This window comes from Ruegeria sp. CK1, assembly GCF_056536545.1.
This window is the reverse complement of the sequence record NZ_JBQFPX010000005.1, coordinates 69,479-89,897: the sequence shown is the minus strand read 5'-3', so window position 1 is coordinate 89,897 and position 20,419 is coordinate 69,479. Positions and strand designations below refer to the sequence as shown.

Annotated in this window: 18 protein-coding genes; 9 read left to right on the top strand and 9 right to left on the bottom strand. The window is 57.2% G+C overall.

Annotated elements, in window-relative coordinates; genetic code table 11:
• Window positions 1-15: 15 nt before the first annotated feature.
• On the top strand, window positions 16-1,206 hold the full coding sequence (locus tag ACR0L3_RS13185; protein WP_480746195.1) for a pyridoxal-phosphate-dependent aminotransferase family protein: 1,191 nt from the start codon (window positions 16-18) through the stop codon (window positions 1,204-1,206).
• A 110-nt stretch (window positions 1,207-1,316) separates the two neighbouring features.
• Here the strand turns inward: ACR0L3_RS13185 and ACR0L3_RS13180 are convergent, their stop codons facing one another.
• On the bottom strand, window positions 1,317-2,420 hold the full coding sequence (locus ACR0L3_RS13180; RefSeq protein ID WP_480746194.1) for a pyridoxal phosphate-dependent aminotransferase: 1,104 nt from the start codon (window positions 2,418-2,420) through the stop codon (window positions 1,317-1,319).
• Between the two features lie 134 nt (window positions 2,421-2,554).
• Between ACR0L3_RS13180 and ACR0L3_RS13175 the strand changes: the two genes are divergently transcribed.
• Window positions 2,555-3,337: a crotonase/enoyl-CoA hydratase family protein gene (locus tag ACR0L3_RS13175; protein WP_480746193.1), complete on the top strand. Its 783-nt coding sequence runs from the start codon at window positions 2,555-2,557 to the stop codon at window positions 3,335-3,337.
• Here the strand turns inward: ACR0L3_RS13175 and ACR0L3_RS13170 are convergent, their stop codons facing one another.
• From ACR0L3_RS13170 to ACR0L3_RS13160, 3 genes are all read right to left on the bottom strand, one after another.
• A complete protein-coding gene (locus ACR0L3_RS13170; protein WP_480746192.1) occupies window positions 3,338-3,670 on the bottom strand; it encodes a DnaJ family domain-containing protein in 333 nt (110 codons plus the stop codon). It lies immediately after the preceding gene.
• 37 nt (window positions 3,671-3,707) lie between these two features.
• On the bottom strand, window positions 3,708-4,874 hold the full coding sequence (locus ACR0L3_RS13165; RefSeq protein ID WP_480746191.1) for a benzoate/H(+) symporter BenE family transporter: 1,167 nt from the start codon (window positions 4,872-4,874) through the stop codon (window positions 3,708-3,710).
• 138 nt (window positions 4,875-5,012) lie between these two features.
• Complete coding sequence (locus ACR0L3_RS13160) at window positions 5,013-8,168, bottom strand: valine--tRNA ligase (RefSeq protein ID WP_480746190.1); 3,156 nt, start codon at window positions 8,166-8,168, stop codon at window positions 5,013-5,015.
• A 140-nt stretch (window positions 8,169-8,308) separates the two neighbouring features.
• On the opposite strand from ACR0L3_RS13160, the gene ACR0L3_RS13155 reads away from it, so the two are divergent.
• Window positions 8,309-10,600, top strand: a complete 2,292-nt coding sequence (locus ACR0L3_RS13155) for a xanthine dehydrogenase family protein molybdopterin-binding subunit (protein ID WP_480746189.1) — start codon at window positions 8,309-8,311, stop codon at window positions 10,598-10,600.
• Window positions 10,578-11,654, top strand: a complete 1,077-nt coding sequence (locus ACR0L3_RS13150; RefSeq protein ID WP_480746188.1) for a DUF2235 domain-containing protein — start codon at window positions 10,578-10,580, stop codon at window positions 11,652-11,654. The genes ACR0L3_RS13155 and ACR0L3_RS13150 overlap by 23 nt, the downstream gene beginning before the upstream one ends.
• 1 nt (window position 11,655) lies before the next feature.
• Here ACR0L3_RS13150 and ACR0L3_RS13145 read toward each other — a convergent pair whose 3' ends face one another.
• Window positions 11,656-12,300 carry an NUDIX hydrolase gene (locus ACR0L3_RS13145; protein ID WP_480746187.1) on the bottom strand — a complete coding sequence of 215 codons (645 nt, stop codon included), beginning with the start codon at window positions 12,298-12,300 and terminating at the stop codon, window positions 11,656-11,658.
• A 5-nt stretch (window positions 12,301-12,305) separates the two neighbouring features.
• Window positions 12,306-12,875: a GcrA family cell cycle regulator gene (locus ACR0L3_RS13140; protein WP_480746393.1), complete on the bottom strand. Its 570-nt coding sequence runs from the start codon at window positions 12,873-12,875 to the stop codon at window positions 12,306-12,308.
• A 126-nt stretch (window positions 12,876-13,001) separates the two neighbouring features.
• On the opposite strand from ACR0L3_RS13140, the gene ACR0L3_RS13135 reads away from it, so the two are divergent.
• Window positions 13,002-13,805, top strand: coding sequence for an ABC transporter permease (locus tag ACR0L3_RS13135; RefSeq protein ID WP_480746392.1), 804 nt, complete (start codon window positions 13,002-13,004; stop codon window positions 13,803-13,805).
• On the opposite strand, the gene ACR0L3_RS13130 is transcribed toward ACR0L3_RS13135, so the two are convergent.
• Window positions 13,787-14,677, bottom strand: a complete 891-nt coding sequence (locus ACR0L3_RS13130) for a DMT family transporter (RefSeq protein WP_480746186.1) — start codon at window positions 14,675-14,677, stop codon at window positions 13,787-13,789. The genes ACR0L3_RS13135 and ACR0L3_RS13130 overlap by 19 nt on opposite strands.
• A gap of 294 nt (window positions 14,678-14,971) precedes the next feature.
• On the opposite strand from ACR0L3_RS13130, the gene ACR0L3_RS13125 reads away from it, so the two are divergent.
• The gene (locus ACR0L3_RS13125; protein WP_480746185.1) at window positions 14,972-16,159 is read left to right on the top strand and encodes an acetylornithine transaminase; all 1,188 of its coding nucleotides are present in this window, start codon (window positions 14,972-14,974) and stop codon (window positions 16,157-16,159) included.
• A 56-nt stretch (window positions 16,160-16,215) separates the two neighbouring features.
• Window positions 16,216-17,142, top strand: a complete 927-nt coding sequence (argF, locus tag ACR0L3_RS13120) for an ornithine carbamoyltransferase (RefSeq protein WP_480746184.1) — start codon at window positions 16,216-16,218, stop codon at window positions 17,140-17,142.
• On the opposite strand, the gene ACR0L3_RS13115 is transcribed toward argF, so the two are convergent.
• Together ACR0L3_RS13115 and ACR0L3_RS13110 are read right to left on the bottom strand one after the other, a co-directional pair.
• Window positions 17,139-17,735: a ferric reductase-like transmembrane domain-containing protein gene (locus tag ACR0L3_RS13115; RefSeq protein WP_480746391.1), complete on the bottom strand. Its 597-nt coding sequence runs from the start codon at window positions 17,733-17,735 to the stop codon at window positions 17,139-17,141. The two genes, argF and ACR0L3_RS13115, sit on opposite strands and share 4 nt — an antisense overlap.
• A gap of 8 nt (window positions 17,736-17,743) precedes the next feature.
• Entirely contained in the window at window positions 17,744-18,232 is a 489-nt protein-coding gene (locus tag ACR0L3_RS13110; protein ID WP_480746183.1) for a twin-arginine translocation pathway signal, read from the bottom strand.
• A gap of 204 nt (window positions 18,233-18,436) precedes the next feature.
• Here ACR0L3_RS13110 and ACR0L3_RS13105 point away from each other — a divergent pair, with 204 nt between their 5' ends.
• Both ACR0L3_RS13105 and ACR0L3_RS13100 read left to right on the top strand, forming a co-directional pair.
• Window positions 18,437-19,279 carry a phytanoyl-CoA dioxygenase family protein gene (locus ACR0L3_RS13105; RefSeq protein ID WP_480746182.1) on the top strand — a complete coding sequence of 281 codons (843 nt, stop codon included), beginning with the start codon at window positions 18,437-18,439 and terminating at the stop codon, window positions 19,277-19,279.
• 130 nt (window positions 19,280-19,409) lie between these two features.
• Complete coding sequence (locus ACR0L3_RS13100) at window positions 19,410-20,372, top strand: pirin family protein (protein WP_480746181.1); 963 nt, start codon at window positions 19,410-19,412, stop codon at window positions 20,370-20,372.
• Window positions 20,373-20,419 lie beyond the last annotated feature (47 nt).

Sequence of the window (20,419 nt, the reverse complement as noted above, 5' to 3'; positions counted from 1 at the left end):
TTACAGGTTTACCCCATGACAAATCCAAATTCTCTTGCGCGAGGGCGCGAGTATCTGGCTATTCCCGGTCCGTCAGTTATGCCGGACGCGGTGTTGCAGGCAATGCATCGACCGTCGCCCAACATTTATGATGGCGAATTGATCGAGATGATGCCCGCCCTGACGCGTGACCTGCGCCGTGTGGCTCGGACCGAGCACAACGTGGCGATCTATATTGCCAACGGCCACGGCACATGGGAAGCCGCACTATCCAACGTTATCGCACCGGGTGAGACGGTGCTGGCCCCTGCTTCGGGCCGGTTTACGCATGGGTGGGCCGAAATGGCCGAGGGGATCGGCGCCATAGTCCAACTTATTGATTTCGGGCCATCATCTCCTTGGGATTTGGACCGCATCGCCGACGCCCTTCGCGCCGATACCAAGCATGAGATCAAGGCGGTTCTGGCGGTGCATGTGGACACGTCCAGCTCAATCCGCAATGAAATCCCGGCGCTGCGGGCGTTGCTGGACGAGCTGGGCCACTCGGCGCTGCTGATGGCCGACTGCATCGCCTCACTGGGCTGCGATCGGTTCGAAATGGACGCATGGGGCGTCGATGTCATGGTTACGGCCTGTCAGAAAGGACTTATGACTCCGGCGGGGGTTGGTTTTGTCTTCTTCAACGATAAGGCGCAAGACAAACGCGCTTCGATGGCCCGCGTCTCAAAGTATTGGGATTGGCAACCGCGCTCAAACCCCGAACTGTTCTACCAGTATTTCAATGGCACTGCACCTACGCATCACCTGTACGGCCTGCGGGCCGCGCTTGACTTGATCCACGCTGAAGGGATTGAGCAGGTCTGGGCGCGCCATGAACGTCTTGCAACTGTAGTCTGGGCCGCTTGCGAAATTTGGTCCCAAGGTGGTGCGTTGCACCTGAACGTTGGCGACCGAACCTATCGCAGCCATGCCGTGACCGCCCTTCGCCTCACGGATGGAAGGGGAACACCTTTGCGGCAATTTACGGAAAATCAGTTGGGGCTGACGCTTGGCATCGGTTTGGGAATGGAGGACCAAAACGGCTGTTTTCGTCTGGGGCATATGGGCCACGTAAACGGCCAGATGATCATGGCGATGCTGGGTGGAATTGAAACCGCGATGGCCGCTTTAGAAATTCCGCGTGGTTCGGGTGCATTGGAGGCCGCCGTCGCTGCCCTCGCGGCGTGAGTTTTGCTGGACCGAGGTCAGAACCATTTGGCCCAAGAACCTCGGAAAAATCTGGTAGCGACACCCGTCGATCCTTCGTACCGCTTTGCTTGGGCGGTTGGATTAACCGTTCAGTTTGCCTTGGCTTCGGCCAAGGCTAAAGGCAACGCAGCAGCGAAAGCGCCCAAATCCGCGGATGTTCCACAGCTGACACGGATGCAACGGTTCTGCGGGGCGGCGAAAGGCATCCGCACAAAGATACCTTGCGCTACCAACGCGTCCAACACGGCCTTGGCAAACACGCCGTCACGCCCGCAATCAATCGCTACGAAATTTGTGGCCGAGGGCAGCGGCACTAGCCCGTTATCCCGCGCTATCTGACCAATGCGTTCGCGAGCCACGCCAATCTGTGTTTGTACGTGTGAAAGCCAATCGTGATCCTGCAACGCGGCCAGTGCGCCAGCCTGTGCCGCTCGGTTCATGCCGAAATGGTTGCGTACCTTGTTGAACGCAGCAATCAGATCTGGCGCGCCAATGGCATAGCCGACGCGGGCTCCGGCCATGCCGTAAACCTTTGAAAACGTGCGCATCCGGATCACGCGAGGGTCGTCAGCCTCGACAGGTGCGGCTGTACCTTCGAGCGCGCATTCTACGTAGGCCTCATCCAACACCAACAGACTTCCGTCGGGTTGGGCCTGCATCGCGGCTACGATATCTGAACCTTGATGCCAGCTGCCCATTGGGTTGTCCGGGTTGGCGAGATAGATCAGTTTTGCGTCGACCTTAGCAGCCATCGCAAATAACGCCTTAAGGTCTTCATGGTCTTCTCGATAGGGCACCTTGTGCAAGGTGCCGCCAAACCCGGCTACGTGGTAGTTGAAGGTCGGATAAGCCCCATCCGAGGTCACGACAGCGTCGCCTTGCTCGACAAGAAGTCGCACGAGATAGCCCAGCAGACCGTCAATACCTTCACCGACCACAATGTTTTCCGGTCTCACCCCGTGATGTTCAGCCAGTGCAAGACGCAGATCGTGGTTTTCGGGGTCGCCGTATTTCCAGATATCTGTTGCGGCCATGGCCTGAATGGCCAGGGGTGAGGGGCCAAAGATGCTCTCATTTGCACCCAGCCGGGCCACAAACGGCTCGCCGCGTTGACGTTCTTGTGTCTCCGGGCCAACAAAGGGCACGGTTGCAGGTAGCGACAGGGCAAGCTGGGTATAACGTGTGTCAGTCATGCGCCGAGATACACCTATGCTCACGTTTCAGGCAACCATATGATGCACGATCATACCAAGCCTGCCCCTACGTTGAGGTGGAACTCTACGACCCATCCGGGCATGCTTAGAACAACCGGAATTGGGAGGCCTGTATGTCACGCGTATCTGTCGAGTACAAAGATCACATCGCCCATGTCACGCTGACGCGTGGCGACAAGATGAACGCGCTGGACGATGGAATGATCAAGGCGCTGCTATCCGCCGGGCAAGAGGTGGCGGCTTCGAATGTTCGAGCCGTTGTTATGTCGGGTGAAGGCAAAAGTTTCTGTGCAGGTCTTGATATGGCAAGTTTTGCCAAGATGGCGCATATGGACACGACTGAGTGGTTGATGACGCGCTACGAAGACGACGCTAACGAAATGCAGGAACTTGCCTTGGTTTGGCGGCGCGTGCCCGTGCCGGTCATCTGCGCGATTCAGGGTGTGGCCTATGGGGGCGGGCTTCAAATCGCGCTGGGTGCGGATGTTCGCATCGCCCACCCCGAGGCCAAGCTTTCGGTGATGGAGATGAAGTGGGGAATCGTCCCGGACATGGGAGGGATGGTTCTTTTGCCGCAACTTGTCCGTTCAGACGTGCTGCGCCTGTTAACCTACACGGCCCGTCCCATCGGTGCCCAGCAAGCGGCCGAATGGGGTCTTGTAACCAAGCTTTCAGATGACCCGCTGACCGAGGCTCTGGCGCTGGCAGAAGACATTGCGGGAAAAAGTCCTTCGGCAATCCGCGCCGCCAAACGTCTTATTGAAGTGGCCGAAACCAAATCCCGCGCAGAGGTTTTGCTGGCAGAATCTGCGGAACAGGTCGATCTGATCGGTAAACCGGATCAGATGGAGGTCGTCATGGCACAGATGCAAGGCCGAAAGCCAGATTTCAAGTGATCATCGCATAAAGGCCCGACGTGCATCTCGTGCCATATTATACCGCATCTCAAGATCGGCGATTTTTGCCATGGCAGCCCTGCGTTCATCAGGGTCCGTTAATTTAGAATAGGTAATTCGGGCCGCATCGAGTTCTTTCCGGATTGCAAATTCTTCGGGAAGCACACCAGACTGCGCCATAATCCGATGACCGACTGCGATGGCAGGGTCGCCCTGCTCTTCGCCGGACCGGTCGGGTAGGGGTCGGCCTTCGCCTTCCAAGCCCTGCAACTGCCCTTCGGCCTGCGCTTTTTTGATCTGGCGCTCAATCAGTTTTCCAAGCGATCCCAACATGGTCGATATACTATCCCATCCGATCGCACGTTTATAGTCACTGGAGAGTACGCTTTGTCACAAGATAAGCAATGCCTCCGACCAGCAAGCCCCAAACGGCGGCGCCCAGGCCAAAGACCGAAATGCCGGAAGCCGTAATGGCAAAAGTCAGAATAGCGGCTTCCCGCTCCGCGGGAACCTCCAAAGCTGCGTGGGTGGCGTTGGCTAACACTCCAATCAGCGCGATTCCGGTGAGCGTGCCCATCAATAAAGGATCGGCGTGTGCCGCAAAGCCGGTTATAGCAACGGCGAACACGCCAAACAGGCAGTAAAAAACGCCTGCCGTGACAGCTGACCAATAGCGTTGTGCTGGGTTCGGGTGGCTGTCTTCGTTTGAACACATCGCGGCGGTGATTGCGGCGAGGCAAGTGGCGGGCGCTCCGAACGGGGCTGACACAATGCTGGCTGCACCAACTGACGAAAACAACCGACCGGGAGCGGGTTTATACCCAAAGCTTCGCATTACAGCGATGCCGGGAATATTCTGCGTCGCCATCGTGACGATAAACAACGGGATGCCGATCCCGATCATGGATGACAGCGAAAAGCTTGGGACAGTCCAAACCGGCGCAGCGAGCAGGTGAGAGGGCGTAACCGAGGCGTCACCTGCGTTCAGCACGACCACTATGGCTGCCGCCGCCACAGCCGCCGGGACAGCAAACAAGCGGTTGATCCGTCCGGCGACGAACCACGTCAGGATGACAGGCAGCGCCTGCCATGGCAGGGCAACGGCTGCCTTAAATGGAACCACACAAAGCGGCAATAAAACCCCGCCCAGCATTGCTTGCGCCAATGTGGTCGGGATTGCAGCCGCCAGCCGACCCAATGGCCGCCAAAGGCCAGCCAGCATTGTCAGGGCTCCGGCACAAATGAAGGCGCCGGTTGCCTCAGCAAAGCCTGCTGCAGGCGTCGCTGAAACGGCCAATAAGGCAACGCCAGGTGTTGACCAAGCTACACTGATCGGTTGCCGGTACCAAAGGCTGAGCCCGATGGCCGTTAGCCCCATGGCAACTGCTGCAATCATAAGGCCCGAGGCGGAGTCGGCTGGCGATGCCCCGATGGCCGCCAAACCTTGCAAGACGATAGGGAAAGAACTGAAGAACCCCACGATGGCAACAACCAAACCGGTTGAGATGGTTTGGATCGGGGGAAATGTGTGCGTCATTTTTTGCCTCGGGACTTGCCACCCGCACTTGCTAACAAGGGTTCGCTTGTGTGGGCAAGTGTATTGAAGGCAAAAGAAAACCCCGCCGTTGATTTCGCGGCGGGGTATATTGTTTACGCTTCTGTGAGAAGACGAAGATCAGGCAATTTCTGCAAGACGAGCGAGGGCTTCGTTTAGTTTAGCTTCTTCTTCCTCGCGGGCAGCGAGGTTGGCTTTGGCTTCTGCGACGACCTCTTCCGGGGCCGAGGCCACGAACTTGGGGTTGTTCAGTCGTCCACGCAAGCCACCGATTTCCTTGGTCAATTTGCCCTTGGCCTTCTCCAGCCGTTCTTTTTCGGCACCGATATCGATGATATCCGCCAGTGGAAGGCCAAAGGATGCGCCAGGGGCTGCGATTGAGATGGTGCCTTTAGGCAATTCATTGGCCTTAGTCAGACTATCGATCCGCGCTAGACGCTTGATCAGCGCCTCATTGCGATCCCATGCAGCCTGTCCGTGATCGTCGATATCGGTCACGAGCATAGGCACATAGAGGCCAGCAGGCACCCGCATTTGTGCACGGGCCGAGCGGGTGTTTTCGATAACCGAGATCACCCAGTTCATCTCACGATCCGCATCGGCGTCGATCAGATCTGCAGCGGCATAGGTTGGCCAATCGGCATGCACGACCATTTTCGCGCGGCTGCCGGTCAGGCCCCACAGTTCCTCGGTGATGAAGGGCATGATCGGGTGCAGCAGGACCATGCATTGATCCAGAACCCAGCGCATGGTGGCGCGGGTCTCGGCTTGTGCCTCGGCGTCATCACCTTGCAGTAATGGCTTGGACAGTTCCACGTACCAGTCGCAGACCTTGCCCCAGACAAAGGCGTAAAGCCCGTTGGCCGCGTCGTTGAAACGATAGCTTTCCAACGCTGCGTCGACCTCTCCGCGCACGCGGGCGGTTTCGCCGATGATCCAGCGGTTCACGGCGGCTTTGGGTTTCAGGTCGGCCACGTCCAGTTGCGGAACGGCGTCGGTGAAGACCTCGTTCATCTCGGCAAAACGGACGGCGTTCCACAGCTTGGTACCGAAATTGCGGTAGCCGGTGATGCGCTCCTTGGACAGTTTCAGTACGCCACCAATTGCCGCCATCGAGGCGTTGGTAAAGCGCAGCGCATCTGCACCGAATTCGTCCACGATCTCCAGCGGGTCGATGACGTTGCCGGTGGTCTTGGACATCTTCTTGCCCTTCTCGTCGCGGACGAGCTGGTGCAGGTAGACGGTGTGGAACGGGATTTCGTTCACCACGGCCAATTGCATCATCATCATCCGGGCGACCCAGAAGAACAGGATATCTGCGCCGGTGATCAGCACATCGGTCGGGAAATAGCGCTCCAGCTCCTCGGTCTGCTCGGGCCAGCCCAGTGTGCCGATGGGCCAGAGGCCAGAGGAGAACCAGGTGTCGAGCACGTCGGGGTCGCGCCAGACCGGGTAGACCAGTTTGGTTGGATCCTGATCAACTGCATATTGCGCAAGGCTCTCAGCGAACTGATGAATAGCCTCGTGTTTGTCAGCAACTTCAATGACGGTCGCATGGCTCAGCGGGCTGGGAATGTTGGCATTGTCATTTAGGAACTTCTCGATAACCGCCTCAAATGTCGGGGCACACTCCATGACGCTGCCACGGTGCAACATACCGCCTTCATTGAGCAAACGGCCCAATTCGACGAGATCAAGATCGCCGTCATTCTCATCATCGATGAAGTTCTCTGCAGACAAATCCAGTCCGTACCAGACCGGAATCTGATGCCCCCACCACAGCTGACGCGAGATGCACCAGGGCTCGATGTTTTCCAGCCAGTGGTAATAGGTCTTCTCACCCGACTCGGGGATGATCTTGACTGTGCCGTCCTTGACCGCATCCAGCGCGGGGCCGACGACCTTTTCGGCGTCGACGAACCATTGGTCGGTGAACATCGGCTCGATCACGACCTTCGACCGGTCGCCAAAGGGCTGCATAATCGGTTTGCTCTCGACCAGCGGGACCAGCGCGGCGGGATTGTCATCTTCGCCCAGTTTGGTTCCCAGAACCGGATTGTCGGCGCGGGTCATGACGGCCAGACCGTCGGCGGTTATCTCTTCGACCACCTTCGCCCGTGCCTCGAACCGGTCGAGTCCGCGCAGGTGATCGGGAACAAGGTTGATCGCGTCGATCTCGTTCTCAGTGAACTCGCGGCCACGCGCGTATTCCTGCGCCAAGTCAGCCGCTTCGGCATACGGCGCACCGTCGGCCCGCATTGCGCCCTTGGTGTCCATCAGCCGGTACATTGGAATGCCGCCGCGCTTGGCGACCATGTTATCGTTGAAGTCATGCGCGCCGGTGATCTTCACCGCGCCCGAACCAAAATCGGGATCGGGGTATTCGTCGGTGATGATCGGGATCTGGCGGCGATGTTCTTTCGGACCGACCGGGATTTCGCAAAGTTTCCCTACGATTGGCGCGTAACGCTCATCCGACGGATGAACCGCCACCGCGCCGTCGCCCAGCATGGTTTCGGGGCGGGTCGTGGCAATCGAAATGTAATCACGCTCTTCTTCAAGCACGACGTTCCCGTCCTCGTCTTTTTCGACGTAGGTATAAGTCTCGCCCCCTGCCAGCGGATATTTGAAGTGCCACATATGGCCTGCGACCTCGATATTCTCGACCTCAAGGTCCGAAATCGCAGTTTCAAAGTGGGGGTCCCAGTTGACCAAACGCTTGCCACGATAGATCAGGCTCTTTTCGTACATATCGACGAAAACCTTGATCACTGCGTCATGGAAATTCGCTGAGTTTTCATGTCCGGTGCGTGGGTCACCCTTTGCGCCCGCCATGGTAAACGCATTGCGCGACCAGTCGCAGGAGGAGCCCAGACGCTTGAGCTGCTCGATAATCGTGCCGCCATATTCGCCTTTCCATTCCCAGACTTTCTCAAGGAATTTTTCACGGCCTAGCTCACGCCGACCGGGCTGCTGGGTCAGCATCAACATCTTCTCGACCTGCATCTGGGTGGCGATACCGGCATGGTCCTGACCGGGCTGCCAAAGAGTGTCGAACCCACGCATCCGGTGCCAGCGGATGAGGATGTCCTGCAAGGTGTTGTTGAACGCGTGGCCCACGTGCAGCGCGCCCGTCACGTTGGGGGGCGGGATCATGATGGTAAAGCTTTCGTCGCGCGATTTATTCGCGCCTGCCTTGAAGGCTCCGGCCTGTTCCCAGGCCTCGTAGATGCGGGCCTCGGCCTCGGCCGCGTTGAATGTCTTTTCCATCGCCATGGGTGCGTCCTGCGTCATCAATCTCGGGTCAGCGCCTGCAATAGCGAATGCGTGCAGGAAGGGGAAGGGTCTGCGGACGCTCTGGACAACGAACCGGCGCAGCCTAAAGTCGGCCCAACAGGCCGTCGAAGGAGCACCCCATGGAAAAGTTCGGAAAAAGCCAGCCGGTCAAACGGACCGAGGATCAGCGGTTTCTGACCGGGCAGGGGCAGTATATTGACGATGACGTGCCCAATGGGGCTCTGTTCGCCGCGTTTTTCCGCAGCCCGGTTGCGCATGGGCGGATCACGGCACTGGATCTGGATGCCGCACGCGAAGCCGACGGGGTGCGGTTGGTGATGACACTTGATGATTTGGTCGAAGCCGGGATCGACACCGTTCTCAACGCGGCAATAGTGAACAACCGGGATGGCTCGAAGGCGGCAGCGCCCGATCGCCACATGCTGGCGAAGGATCGAGTTCGTTTTGTTGGTGAGCCGGTCGCGGTTGTGATCGCTGAAACTCAGATTCAGGCACGCGATGCCGCCGAACTGATCTGGATGGAGACAGACGATCTGCCAGCCAAGCTGGACTTGGAGGCAGGCGGAGAAACACTACACGTTGAAGCCCCCGACAACCGTGCTTTTGACTGGGGCGTAGGAGATGAAGCAGCAACCGACGCGGCCTTTCAGACGGCCGCGCATACTGTCCAACTGAATGTCGCAGACAATCGCGTGATCGTCACGTCGATTGAGCCACGCGGCTGTCAGGCCCACTGGTCCGAAGGACGGCTGCATTTTGCTTACGGAGGGCAGGGTGTTTGGGCGATGCGCGGGCAGATGGCGCAGAAGCTGAAGCTAGAGTTGGAAGCCATCCGTGTCACCACCCCGGATGTTGGTGGCGGTTTTGGCATGAAGGTCATGCCTTACCCCGAATATTTCTGTGTCGCCGTAGCCGCGATGAAGCTGGGAGAACCTGTTCACTGGATGTCGGACCGGTCGGAGGCGATGTTGTCGGACCATCACGGTCGTGATCTGACTTCGTTTGCCGAACTGGCATTTGATGCCGATCACAGGATCACGGCGTACCGAGTCCACAGCAAGATCAACCTCGGCGCCTATAACAGCCATTTCGGGCAGTCTATTCAGACCAACCTGTTCAGCAAAGTGCTGATGGGTGCCTATGATGTGCAAACAACTTTCCTTCGGGTCGAAGGGTTTTATACCAATACAACCCAAGTTGACGCCTATCGCGGCGCGGGACGCCCCGAGGCGATTTATGTGCTGGAACGTGCGTTAGACCGGGCTGCGCGCGAACTTGGTGTCGACCCGTGGGAGTTGCGGCGCAAGAACTTCATCCGTCCCGAGTCGTTCCCCTATAAAACTGCGACCGGAGAAATCTATGACGTGGGTGATTTCGACATGGTTCTAGCGCGCGCAGCCGAGCAAACGCAGGGATTTACTGCGCGCAAGGATGCCGATGCCGAACGTGGCCTGATCCGAGGGCAGGGTCTGTGTTACTACATTGAAAGTATACTGGGTGATCCTTCTGAGAACGCAAAGGTCGAGTTCTGTGACGGTGGTACCGTGAACCTCTATGTTGGAACGCAGTCGAACGGGCAGGGGCATGAAACGGCCTATACCCAGTTCCTTTCGGATCAGACGGGCATTCCAATGGATCAGATCACCATTATTCAGGGTGACAGTGATCTTATGCCCAGTGGGGGCGGCACGGGTGGATCGCGCTCGGTCACAGTTCAAAACACGGCAACGCTGGCCACAATCGACGTCATGATCGCCGCATTCACGCCCTATCTGGCAGATAAGATGGGTGTTGAGGAGGCCGACGTGAGCTTTGATCACGAAACATTTCGAGCGCCCGGTTCGAACCTGACGCCCACATTGACTGAAGCAGCCGAGATGGCTCGCGAAGATGGCCGTATCGACCTTTTGGAACATCAGGCGCGTATCACGCTTGAGGCGCGCAGCTTTCCGAACGGCGCGCATGTTGCCGAAATCGTTATCGATTCTTACACCGGCGAAACCTGGGTCGACCGATACACAGTAGTTGATGATTTCGGCAATCTAATCAATCCAATGTTGACCGAAGGTCAGGTGCACGGCGGGGTCGTGCAGGGTATTGGGCAAGCACTGAGTGAGCGTGTTGTGCATGATGCGCAAGGGCAACTGCTCACGGCTTCGTTGATGGATTATGCCTTGCCCCGTGCCGCTGAGATACCCATGATTAAGTTTACCTCGGCGCCGGTTCCGTCAACGACTAACCCTTTGGGAATGAAGGGTTGCGGAGAGGCCGGTACTGTGGGCGCGCTGGCCGCTGTGGCAAACGCGGTTCAGGACGCGCTTTGGGATCATGGGGTGAGGCAGGCAGATATGCCGTTCACACCCCTCAAAGTTTGGGAATTGCTGACGCATGGTTCTGTCGCGGCTGACTAGAAAAGTACTTGGGTGGCTTGGGCGGCCTCTACGGTCCGAACACTCGGCCGAGACGCTGCACCGCGAACCCATCAGCCATGTCATTATCCTTGACGGTACCATGTCGACGCTCGAACCGGGGTACGAAACCCATGCAGGCCAGACTTACCGACTGTGCCGAGAAATGGGCAGTGGTGTCTCGGTGTTTTATGAGGCCGGCGTGCAATGGGAAAGCTGGAAGTCCTCTTTGGATGTGATGATGGGCAGGGGGATCAATCGGCAAATCCGTCGTGCGTACGGCTATCTTGCGTCACGCTACAAACCCGGGGATCGGATCTTTTTCATTGGATATTCGCGTGGGGCTTATGGCGTACGCAGTCTTGCCGGCGTGATCGACATGATTGGTCTGCTGAAGGCCGAACATGCCACAGAGCGTAACATCAAGCAGGCGTACCGCCACTACGAATGTAATCCCAACGGCCCTGCGGCGTGCGATTTCCGTCGACAGTTTTGTCATGAGGATATCGCCATCGAAATGATAGGTGTCTGGGATACAGTAAAGGCTCTGGGCTTGAGGTTGCCTTTGTTATGGCGATGGGCCGAGGACAAGCATGCGTTCCACAACCACCAGCTTGGCCCCGCAACACGCTACGGTTATCACGCAATGGCGCTGGACGAGACACGCGAGGTCTATGAGCCGGTGTTGTGGAAGTGCACACCCAAGTTCGAGGGCCACGTCGAACAGGTTTGGTTTCGCGGCACACACGGAGATGTTGGCGGGCAGTTAAACGGTTTCGAAGAGGCCCGCCCATTAAGCAACATTTCTTTGATCTGGATGCTGGGCAAGGCGGAACTTCACGGTTTGCCGTTGCCCGAAGGCTGGCGTGATCGTTTCCCCACCTCAACCGCGGCGCCTTCGGTTGGCACTTGGCGAGGCTGGGGTAAGATATTCCTGCTGCGCAAACACCGTAAGATCGGAGGAGACCAGTCCGAGCATTTGCATGCATCAGTTTCACGTGACGACCTGCCGGGATGGGTGCCGATGCCGGATTTACCCTCGCACCCGGCGGAATAGATCAGTCAAACAGAGTTTGAGGTCGGTGCGCTGAATGGGCGCGAAAAGCGGCTGAGATATCGGCTGGAATGTTCCGAATCTCCGATAGTTCAGGAAGCGCGTCCGGCGCAAAAAAGGCGGTTTCACTGGTTTCGGCACCCGGCTGCGGGGTCTGCTCACCGTCTTCGTCACACAAGAAGAAGAACTTGTAGAAATCGCGGGCGTCCGCTGGATAAGGATGCTTCGCTTTGTGGAGTAGCGCGTATAAATGCCGGGCTTGGACGCGCAGACCGGCTTCTTCCCAAACTTCTCTTTCAATATTCTCGGCCGGAGAACTGCCAATGTCGGCGAAACCGCCCGGCATTGCCCATTTTCCGTCGCTGCGTTCACGGACCAGCAGGATGCGTCCGTCGCGGATCACTGCGCCACGAATGTCGATGCTGGGTGTGGCATAGCCACCCGCGTGATCCGTGGTAAGCCCCTCAATCCGTGACAACGGAACATTGCCCAGATCGGCCAACATGGCACGGGCCATATCGCCGATCTCGTCATAGCGTTCACGGTCAAAGGGATCGTTTGTAAAATGCTGGCCAGTTTCGGCCAGCGCCAATAAACGTTTTGCTCGCGCCAGCCAGGTATCCTCCAGTGCAGTTGGAACCTGGCGCATGGGTTTTACCGGCGTCGGTCGCGGCGAGAGCTCATGGGTTGGAAGGCCACGCCCACGTGGGCTTCGCAATAGGGTTTGCCTGCCTCAACCGGCAAGCCGCAAAACCAGAAATCTTCGGTCGCAGGGTCACCAACCGGCCATTTGCAGGTTTTTTCTGTCAACTCCATCAACGTCAGTTTTTTGGCCTTCTTCTCGATCTCATTCACCTTGGCCAAAGCTTCAGGGCTGATCTCATTTGCCGAAGGCTGCGGGGGCAGGGGCTGCCCAGCCGGGATGATCTGGCGACGGGCTGGTACGGCGGGTTTAGCCTCGGCCGCAGGGGCAGGGGTTGGACGTGCCGGTTCAGTCTTAGGGGCTGGCTTGGGCTTTGCCTCTGCTTTTGGTGCTGGCTTTTCCTTCGGTTCAGCTTTGGCCGGGGATGCGCCGGTTGCGCGGTTCGACAGGCCCAGACGGTGTACCTTACCTATCACGGCATTGCGGGTTACTCCGCCCAGCTCCTTGGCGATCTGGCTGGCCGATTGGCCTTCGCCCCACATTTTCTTCAGCAGTTCTACGCGCTCGTCAGTCCAGGACATCATTTGCCTTTCAAAAGCGGAAAGCGGCCTCAGATTCGGGCCGCCTTGGGAATTCGTCTCAGCCCCCTATTTTAATCACTGCGGACCGAGTTACAAGCGGTCTTCGAATCAGGTTGAGGTCAGATGATGCAAATTCCCCTTGAGCAGAGCGAACGGCGTTTCGGAGCGGTCAATTGGATGGGCCTTTTCACGCTGGCCCAACGCGAGACTCTACGGTTCATGGCAGTTTGGACCCAGACTCTGCTGGCACCGTTGGTCACTGCGGGGTTGTTCTTGCTGATCTTCAATATTGCAATCGGTCCCAGCCGATCCGACGTGATGGGCGTGCCTTTTCTGACCTTTCTGGCGCCTGGCATCATGATGATGACAGTAATCCAGAACGCCTTTGCCAATACGTCGTCCTCGATGGTAATCGCGAAAGTTCAGGGGAATATCGTTGACACGCTCATGCCGCCCTTGTCACCGTTGGAGATCTTGCTGGGCTACCTAGCCGGAGGCATTGTGCGCGGCGTCCTGATAGCTTGCGTGGTTGCGATTGCACTAGCGCTGGTGTTGGGGCTGGTACCGCAGAACCTGCTGATTGCGCTTATCTTTGTTGTTTTGGGTGGTGCTTTCATGGGTGCATTGGGACTGTTGGCGGGCATTTTCGCAGTCAAGTTTGACCAGATGGCGGCGATCACCAATTTTATCGTTACCCCATTGGCATTCCTTTCGGGTACTTTTTACTCGGTCGAGGCTTTGCCACCAGTTTTGAACCGCCTTAGCCACGTGAACCCCGTTTTTTACCTGATCGACGGGCTGCGCTACGGGATGATCGGAGTGTCCGACAGCTCTCCGTGGTTAGGGATGGCGGTTTGCGCGGTGGCAACGTTGATTGTTGGGGCTGCGACTTGGCAGATGCTGCGGACGGGCTATCGGCTTAAGGCTTGACGCTGCCGGCCCTCACGCCAGACCAGAATTAATCCACCGGTTAGAATGATGACCGACCCGATTTGGCTGATGAGATCCGGAACCACTCCGAATACCGCGAAGTCGTATAGTGCGGCAAAGATCAACGTTGCATAGCTGATCGGTGCCACGAACGAGGCATCCGCCCGCGCCATCCCATTGACGAAACAGGCTTGCGCACATGCCATCAGCACACCAATCCCGGCCAGTGCGGCCCATTGCTGTAACGTAGGCATTTGAAAGGCAAAACTTACGGCGACCGATGCGATAGTCAGTCCCATTGCATTGTTGATGAGCAGAATCTGGATGGGGATTTCCCGGCCCGACAGTTTCTTTATGAAGATCAACTCCATTCCGATTACAACGGCCGCGGTCAGGGCCAGCAATGCCGCGGGCTGAAAACTGGAAGGCGTCGGGCGCAGCAGGATCAGTGCGCCGATAAGGGCTACGGCGGCGGCCAGCCAGCGCCACGGGCCGACACCCTCCTTCAGTAGCGGGATCGCCAGCACCATTGCAAAGACCGGGTTCAGGAAGGAAATCGCCGTGGCGTCGGACATCGGGATGAACGCGACCGAGGCGAACATCAGCGTGATCCCCAGCCAGCCGAAACTTGTGCGACCGATATGCAGGCCCCAATGAACACGACCCAAACGTGGGCGCAGGATGCCAACGGCGCTGACGATCACAAGAAACGCAAACAGAAACCGGCCGTGGCTGATCTGTAAAGGGTGCAAAGCGGGGCCCAACGTTTCTGTACCCAACGCTTTGGCCAGCAGAGTGGTGCCGGCCAACAATGCGCTGGCCGCAAAAATAAGAAGGGCCGCAAGGGGGGGATTTTGGCGCACGGGTGTCATGGCAAAAGCGGTGCGTCAGAGCGCCGTAAATGGCAAGCAGTAAATGTCGCGGTTCACGGTTAAATCTTTGAGACTTAAAAAATGGGGTTTTCAGAGACGCCGTGCCCCGCTATACGCCCTCGCATGATCAAACACGCATATATCCTGCGCCTCCGACGCCGACGCTTTACTGCGTAACCGGCCTGTTTGATCTATTGCGCGCTGTAAATACGCGCAAACTCCACCAAATCTGTTGACGAACATGGGCCTTGTGTATCACTCACAAGGCTTAACTTATCTGAAAAGGATGATCCGATGATCCCGTCCGTTCTGCCGACTTATAATCGCGCGCCCCTGACGTTTGTGAAAGGGGAAGGCGCCTGGCTGACCGAAGCGGATGGCCGACGTTTTCTGGACCTCGGCGCCGGGATCGCGGTGAACGCGCTGGGCCATGCACACCCGGCACTGGTCAACGCCCTGACCGAGCAGGCGCACACGCTGTGGCATGTCTCGAACCTGTATCACATCCCACAGCAGCAGGCGTTGGCCGACAAGCTGGTCGAACACACTTTCGCCGACACGGTGTTTTTTACGAACTCGGGTACAGAGTCCTGTGAACTGGCCGTGAAGATGACCCGCAAGTATTTCTATGACAAAGGTCAGCCCGAGCGGATCGAGATCATCACTTTTGATGGTTCGTTCCACGGCCGGTCCTCGGCAGGTATCGCGGCGGCGGGATCTGAAAAGATGACCAAGGGTTTCGGCCCTTTGCTACCCGGTTTTGTGCATGTCACCTTCGGTGATCTTGACGGTGTCACCAAGGCCATAACGGACAAAACCGCCGCGATCATGATCGAACCAGTGCAGGGCGAGGGTGGTATCCGTCCGGTTCCTGATGCGGAACTCAAAGCCTTGCGCCAGATGTGTGACGATCACGGCCTGCTGCTGATCCTGGACGAGGTTCAATGCGGGGTGGGGCGTACTGGTAAGCTTTTTGCTTATGAATGGGCGGGTATCACGCCCGATATCATGATGGTGGCCAAGGGAATTGGCGGTGGGTTCCCTCTGGGCGCAGTGCTTGCAACCGAGGACGCCGCCTCTGGCATGACTGCAGGTACGCACGGCTCTACTTACGGCGGCAACCCGTTGGGCTGCGCCGTGGGTTGCGCGGTGATTGATCAAGTTGCCACACCCGCATTTCTAGAAGGTGTCAACCGTAAGGCGGGATTGCTTCGGCAGAAACTCGAAGGCCTGATTGCTGATCACCCCGAGGTTTTCGAAGAAGTGCGCGGCATGGGCCTGATGTTAGGTCTGAAATGCAAACCGACTAACATCGATGTGGTGAATGCGGGCTATGACAACGAGGTCATAACCGTTCCTGCCGCTGACAATGTAATCCGGCTGCTGCCTCCACTGACTTTGACCGAAGATGATATTGCCCAGGCGATGATCCGCCTCGACAAGACAGCCAAGCAGATCGAAGCCAGCCTTGCCGACGCCTGAAACTCTATTTTCAAAATACTCCGGGGCAGAAACCCTGTAGCCAAAAGTGAAACGATATGAACCACTTCCTCGATATCCATAAAACCGACGCAGTTGAGCTGCGGGCAATGATCGACCAGGCCAGCACGATGAAGCAGGCTCGGCTGGGGCGCCCTAAGGCCGCACTGGACGACGATCAGCCGCTCAAGGACCGCATGGTGGCGCTGATCTTTGAAAAACCCTCGACCCGGACCCGTGTGTCCTTCGACGTCGGTGTGCGTCAGATGGGCGGGCAAACCATGGTGCTGTCTGGAAAAGACATGCAGCTGGGCCATGGTGAGACCATAGCCGACACAGCCCGCGTTTTGTCGCGCTATGTCGACATGATCATGATCCGTACTTTTGATGAGACGATTTTGACCGAGATGGCAGAGTATTCCGACGTGCCTGTCATCAATGGCCTGACTGACCGAACACACCCCTGTCAGATTATGGCGGACGTTCTGACATTCGAGGAACATCGCGGGCCGATTAAAGGCAAAAAGGTTGTCTGGACGGGCGATGGCAACAATGTTTGTGCATCTTTCCTGCATGCAGCTGGCCAGTTTGGATTCGATCTGACTTTTACAGGCCCAGCGCAGTTCGATCCTGAGGAAGAATTCATGGGATTTGCCCGTCAGAAGGGCTGTAAGATTGTTGTCGAGCGTGATCCTTTCAAGGCCGTAGAAGGCGCAGATCTGGTGGTTGCTGACACATGGGTTTCAATGCACGATTCCCAGTCAGCGAAAGAGCGTCGCCACAACTTGTTGCGCCCCTATCAGGTCAATGTAGAGCTGATGTCTCATGCCAAACCTGACGCACTGTTCATGCACTGTTTGCCTGCTCACCGCGAGGAAGAGGCGACATCCGAAGTGATGGATGGACCGAATTCCGTGATTTTCGACGAGGCCGAAAACCGTTTGCACGCTCAAAAGGCGGTGATGCGGTGGTGCCTGGACGTCTAACTGCGGCGACGAAGATCCCACACGCGCAACCTGGCGAGCGTCCGCGCGCTCGCCAACAACACCAGCACACACAATGCGGTCTTGGTCATAACCTCCATTGTGCCTTCGATCAGCATGGCATGCACGACGCTGCCGACTATGGTGACTGTGGCAAGTCCGGTATGCCCCAGCCTCCACACCCGATAGCGCAGGTCAAAGCGCTGTCTGAAAATCCCAAGAAAAGCAGCCGCAAAAGCGGCCCACATCGCAACAACACCCCAGGCAGAAAACGGGGTGGGTGAAACAAAAAGTAAAGCATCCACCACATCCGGAGGGCTCGTTACCCACAGTCCACCCACGTGGATCAGAATAGCTACGACCAACGTGATACCGATCCAACGATGCCAGCGCCGGCTGATCAAAGGCGACAAGCCCGGTAGATACCGCCCGGCCAATAAAGGTTGCAACAACAACAACCCCATGCTGAGGATACCGGCAAACCCGGCTAGTATGTAAACCGGGTTTCGCCACGCCAATAGGGGACTGTTCGCGGCAGCAATAAGCGGCACGGCCAAGGCGGCGATCAGGGCCGCCCAGATTACGAGGGTGCGGATCACAAAGTTCAGATGGGTTGCAAGACGAAGTGCGCGGCAAGGGTCTTGTCATTCGAGCTTGCCATGATCGGTCGCAGGAACACCGTTTCGAAATCGCCACTGTCATAGGCCAAATGACCATGTGGCTGGCCGAAGGCGGGCACGATTTGGGGCATTTCCAACCGGAATTCTCCGTTCGCGTCGGTCAGCGTCGCGCCGTGGCTGTGTGGGTCACGCTCGTGCCCCTCGGTAGTGTGTGCCCAAACTTGGATTCGCTGCCCAGGTAGCGGAGCACCATCGCCCGCGCGTCGCACTGTACCGGTCATCCAAAACCCGCCGTTACCAATTCTCTCAACAATTGGCGCGCCCGGTCGATAGTTGTTGGAGCCACCGCGCATTGAAGGTGTCGGTGCCAGCCCAGCCGCTCGCGCCGGTGCCAACAGACCGGACACTCCGGTCGCCACAACGGCGCTGCTCATAGCAATTACGGAACGACGGGAAAGAAACGTGTGCGCCATGTCGGGGCCTCCTGCACGGTGTAATTTGTCTGAGACAGACCGCTATGCCCCAATATTAGCACGGTCCCAACCAATTCCGAGGTGTTCGTAGTAATTCCGAGTTGTTGCTCACGTTGGTGTGATCATTCCGGGCTGTCGCGAAAATCTTTGACGCTGCGCAAGGATGAGTGCCATCCTTTCAAAATCAAACGGAGAGGCCGGACTATGGACCTGACAAACACAGTATCTGCTGAGGAAATCGCGGCCTTCAGGCGTGAAGGCGCCGTCGTTTTGCGCTCGAAATTCTCAGATCATTGGCTGTCGCTGTTGCGCGAAGGAATAGATGCAGATCTGGCCAAGCCGACGGACAATTTCACTCGTCACACCAAAGACCCGGATGCGCCGGCCTATTTCGAAGATTACTGGGCTTGGAACAAAATTCCGCAATTCACTGATTTTGTCAGCAATTCACCCTGCGCCCCATTGGCGGCAGGACTGTTGGGCGCGCCCTCGATCAACCTTGTCATGGATAACTGGTTTCTGCGTGAGGCCGGCTCGACCTCGCGGCCGCCATTCCATCAGGATTTGTCCTATTTTGATTTCGAGGGCACGATGTGCGTCCTCTGGTTGCCATTGGAGCCTGTGACCAAGGAAAATGGCATCGCGTTCGTCAAAGGTTCGCACCTGTGGGACAAGCTATTTATGCGAGTGCGCTTTGCGGATGGACATCCCAGTTATGAGCCGACCGAGGTTGCCGGTCTTACCTATCACCCACCCCCTGATGTCAACGCAGACCCTGATGCCTTTGACTTGTTGCAATGGGATATGGATTTGGGAGACTGTATCTTTTTTGATATGCGAACGCTGCATGGTGGACTGTCCTCGGTCACACCATCGGAAACAGTGCGTCGGTTTACATTGCGTATGACAGCTCCGGACGGGGTAATCCGGTATCGCGGAGATTGGGCTAAAGGTGAACGGGCGCAATTCGAAGGTGTCGGGTATAGGGAAGGCGACCGCATAGACGGGCCGTTTTTCCCCCAACTTTGGCCACGAGATGCGCAGTAGGTTCGCTGCCACAAGTGAACATGGTTGCTAGCCTGCACTGATATTGTGCGAATTTGTGCATACCGTTGAAGTAATTCGCTCTATATCCTGCATTAGTGAACTTAACTTGTCTGATCGCAGGAGCGTAGCAATGAGCTGGAATCCGACCCACAGCCCCGAATGCCTGTCTGAGAATACCGCACTGGAGACATTGATCATCCCTCGTGCTCGCGATCTGGGTGGGTTTGAAGTTCGGCGCGCGTTGCCATCGGTCAAACGCCAACTGGTTGGGCCATTCATTTTCTTTGATCAGATGGGCCCGGCTGAGTTTATTACCGATGGCGGTATCGACGTGCGCCCACATCCTCATATCGGACTTGGCACGGTGACCTATCTGTATCAAGGAGAGTTCGAACACCGCGACAGTCTGGGTACCCATCAGATGATTTACCCCGGCGAGGTCAATTGGATGGTCGCTGGCCGTGGGGTTACTCATTCCGAACGCACCAGCGATGAGACCCGTGGTAAGAAACACAGCCTATTCGGAATTCAGACTTGGATCGCGTTGCCCGAAGTGCACGAGGATATGGCGCCCGACTTCGAACATCATAAGCAAGGCGCACTACCGCATATCGAGGATAACGGCGTCAGTGCCCGTCTAATCCTTGGATCGGCTTATGGTGAGAACAGTCCAGTAACGATGCTGTCCGAAACCTTCTATCTGGATGTGCAGCTGGACCCCGGTGCGTCCTTCCCACTGCCGGATGATCACGAAGACCGGGGTGTTTATGTCACGCAAGGTTCGGTTGAGATCGCGGGAGACACGTTTGACGAAGGGCGTATGATGGTGTTCCGCCCTGGTGACCGTCTGTCAGTCAAGGCAGGACCCATGGGGGCAAGGTTGATGCTGTTGGGCGGTGCGACCCTGAACGAAGATCGATATATTTGGTGGAACTTTGTGTCCTCTTCGAAGGAAAAAATCGAAACGGCCACGCGCGAATGGAAAGCGGCCGATTGGGCAAACGGTGCTTTCCACCTGCCGCCCGGTGATGATCAGGAGTTCATTCCGATCTCGGAGGAGTTGGAGCGCACCAAGCCACGACTTGCGCGCTGACCAAACGTCAGGCGGCCTTGCCCGCTTGCCCGATCCCGGCGATGTTT

Coding starts and splice junctions, on each gene's coding strand:
- ACR0L3_RS13180 (WP_480746194.1), bottom strand. CDS start 2,420: ATGACTGACACACGTTATACCCAGCTTGCCCTGTCGCTACCTGCAACC.
- ACR0L3_RS13150 (WP_480746188.1), top strand. CDS start 10,578: ATGGTTCTGTCGCGGCTGACTAGAAAAGTACTTGGGTGGCTTGGGCGG.
- ACR0L3_RS13140 (WP_480746393.1), bottom strand. CDS start 12,875: ATGTCCTGGACTGACGAGCGCGTAGAACTGCTGAAGAAAATGTGGGGC.
- ACR0L3_RS13130 (WP_480746186.1), bottom strand. CDS start 14,677: ATGACACCCGTGCGCCAAAATCCCCCCCTTGCGGCCCTTCTTATTTTT.
- ACR0L3_RS13155 (WP_480746189.1), top strand. CDS start 8,309: ATGGAAAAGTTCGGAAAAAGCCAGCCGGTCAAACGGACCGAGGATCAG.
- ACR0L3_RS13135 (WP_480746392.1), top strand. CDS start 13,002: ATGCAAATTCCCCTTGAGCAGAGCGAACGGCGTTTCGGAGCGGTCAAT.
- ACR0L3_RS13105 (WP_480746182.1), top strand. CDS start 18,437: ATGGACCTGACAAACACAGTATCTGCTGAGGAAATCGCGGCCTTCAGG.
- ACR0L3_RS13185 (WP_480746195.1), top strand. CDS start 16: ATGACAAATCCAAATTCTCTTGCGCGAGGGCGCGAGTATCTGGCTATT.
- ACR0L3_RS13170 (WP_480746192.1), bottom strand. CDS start 3,670: ATGTTGGGATCGCTTGGAAAACTGATTGAGCGCCAGATCAAAAAAGCG.
- ACR0L3_RS13100 (WP_480746181.1), top strand. CDS start 19,410: ATGAGCTGGAATCCGACCCACAGCCCCGAATGCCTGTCTGAGAATACC.
- ACR0L3_RS13165 (WP_480746191.1), bottom strand. CDS start 4,874: ATGACGCACACATTTCCCCCGATCCAAACCATCTCAACCGGTTTGGTT.
- ACR0L3_RS13145 (WP_480746187.1), bottom strand. CDS start 12,300: ATGCGCCAGGTTCCAACTGCACTGGAGGATACCTGGCTGGCGCGAGCA.
- ACR0L3_RS13160 (WP_480746190.1), bottom strand. CDS start 8,168: ATGGCGATGGAAAAGACATTCAACGCGGCCGAGGCCGAGGCCCGCATC.
- argF (WP_480746184.1), top strand. CDS start 16,216: ATGAACCACTTCCTCGATATCCATAAAACCGACGCAGTTGAGCTGCGG.
- ACR0L3_RS13125 (WP_480746185.1), top strand. CDS start 14,972: ATGATCCCGTCCGTTCTGCCGACTTATAATCGCGCGCCCCTGACGTTT.
- ACR0L3_RS13175 (WP_480746193.1), top strand. CDS start 2,555: ATGTCACGCGTATCTGTCGAGTACAAAGATCACATCGCCCATGTCACG.
- ACR0L3_RS13110 (WP_480746183.1), bottom strand. CDS start 18,232: ATGGCGCACACGTTTCTTTCCCGTCGTTCCGTAATTGCTATGAGCAGC.